Here is a 1,713-nt window from a genome sequence, read left to right on the forward strand (position 1 = left end):
GTGTAGGAACAGGACACCTGAAGCAGATCTCTGCTCCCGCGGAAGGTATCTTCGCAAACCAGCGCGAAGTGAAGCCGCTGGTCGAGCTGCGGGTCCCCTTTGAACTATCGCGTCAGGACATCGACGATGTGGAGCGCGGCTCCAACAACTCCGACTGGCAGCCCGCGAAGGACGCCGCGAAGAAGCTSGCRTTCGCCGARGATCGCGCSATCTTCAACGGCTATCAAGATGCGGGCATTCAGGGCGTTCGCGAAGCTACCAGCAATCCCATCGATATACTGCCCGCCGATGTTCGGGATTATCCGGATGCAGTGGCGCGCGCGCTAAGCCAGTTGCGGCTGGTCGGTGTCAACGGACCCTACTCCGTCCTGCTGGGAGCAAACGAATACACCGCGCTAGCCGAGACTCGCGATCACGGATATCCCGTCCTCGAACATGTGAAGCGCATCGTGGACGGCAACCTGATCTGGGCTCCGGCGATCGAAGGCGCCTTTGTTATGACGACACGCGGCGGCGACTTCGAACTCACCATCGGACAGGATGTCTCGATCGGCTATCTCAGCCACACCGAGTCCACGGTCAAGCTGTACCTTCAGGAGACCTTCGTCTTCCGCGTGCTCACCACGGAAGCGGCGGTGGCGCTGTCGCCGTCTCGATAGAGAATTTCTCCTGTAGGTGCAGTACAGGGCGTTTGCATCTATGGGCGTTTTCCTCAGTGAAAACGCCGCTGCACTCCCTTGCCGGGATACCCAGCAACAGGGAAAATGCTCTAGCACTGCCTTTATACAAAATTTCCTGACACACCGCCTTTGAATGCTCCGCAAAAAATATACCCATGCGGGGCATTTCCCGCGTGCCTGCATGCTGAATGTATACGGATACATGTATGATGATCGCGCTCTCCAAACTGCGAGATTTCCAGTGTCATCCATGCCAAAAGAACCGATTTCCGATCACAAACGCCTCACGCGCCGCGAGCTGGGTCGAATGCTTACCGCGATAGGCCTGCTTGGTCCCGCCTCGCACTCCGCCCTCGCCCAGTTAGTGACGGGAGCGAGCAAAGTAAAAGCCGGCGCTGGGCAACTACAGTCGAAACTTGAGATCACCTCCTCCAACGCAAAGCTCGTCGAAGTCTTTGAGTGGGCCAGGACGCAGGCCATGGCCTACACCTTTGACCAGAATGATCCTGTCGGCCCCTGGTATGAGGCCGTTGAGCCCGGGCGCGAGGCTTTCTGTATTCGCGATACCTGCCACCAGACGCTTGGAGCACACATGCTCGGGCTGGCGCGATGCAATCTCAACATGCTGCGCAGATTCGCCGAGCACCTCTCCGACTCCAAAGACTGGTGCAGCTACTGGGAGATTGATCGCTTCAACCGGCCGGCTCCCGTGGACTACAAGGACGACGCGGAGTTCTGGTACAACCTGCCCTCGAACTTCGATCTCGTCGACTGCTGCTACCGCATGTATGTCTGGACCGGCGATCCGGCTTACATCGAAGATCCGATGCTTCTCAACCTCTACGACCGCACCGTGAACGACTACGTCGAGCGCTGGGGCCTGGATATCGACCACATCATGACGCGGCCGCGTTTGCTGAACGTCCGGGGCATCTTCGATACGAAGAAGAAGTTTCCGAAGAACCGCGGTATCCCTGGCTATAACGAGGGCGACCACAGCTATGTACTTGGCTTCGACGTGCTTGCCTCGCAG

General features: G+C 58.2%; 2 protein-coding genes. Both read left to right on the forward strand.

The annotated features are described in order from the left end of the window. The coding region (locus AB4043_RS24565; RefSeq protein ID WP_442308399.1) for a family 1 encapsulin nanocompartment shell protein at positions 1 to 659 on the forward strand (659 nt) is incomplete at its 5' end. 328 nt (positions 660 to 987) lie between these two features. Continuing rightward, on the forward strand, positions 988 to 1,713 hold a 726-nt coding region (locus tag AB4043_RS24570; RefSeq protein WP_442308400.1), incomplete at its 3' end, for a hypothetical protein.

The sequence above is a fragment of the Terriglobus sp. YAF25 genome (assembly GCF_052113305.1).
Taxonomy (GTDB): Bacteria; Acidobacteriota; Terriglobia; order Terriglobales; family Acidobacteriaceae; genus Terriglobus.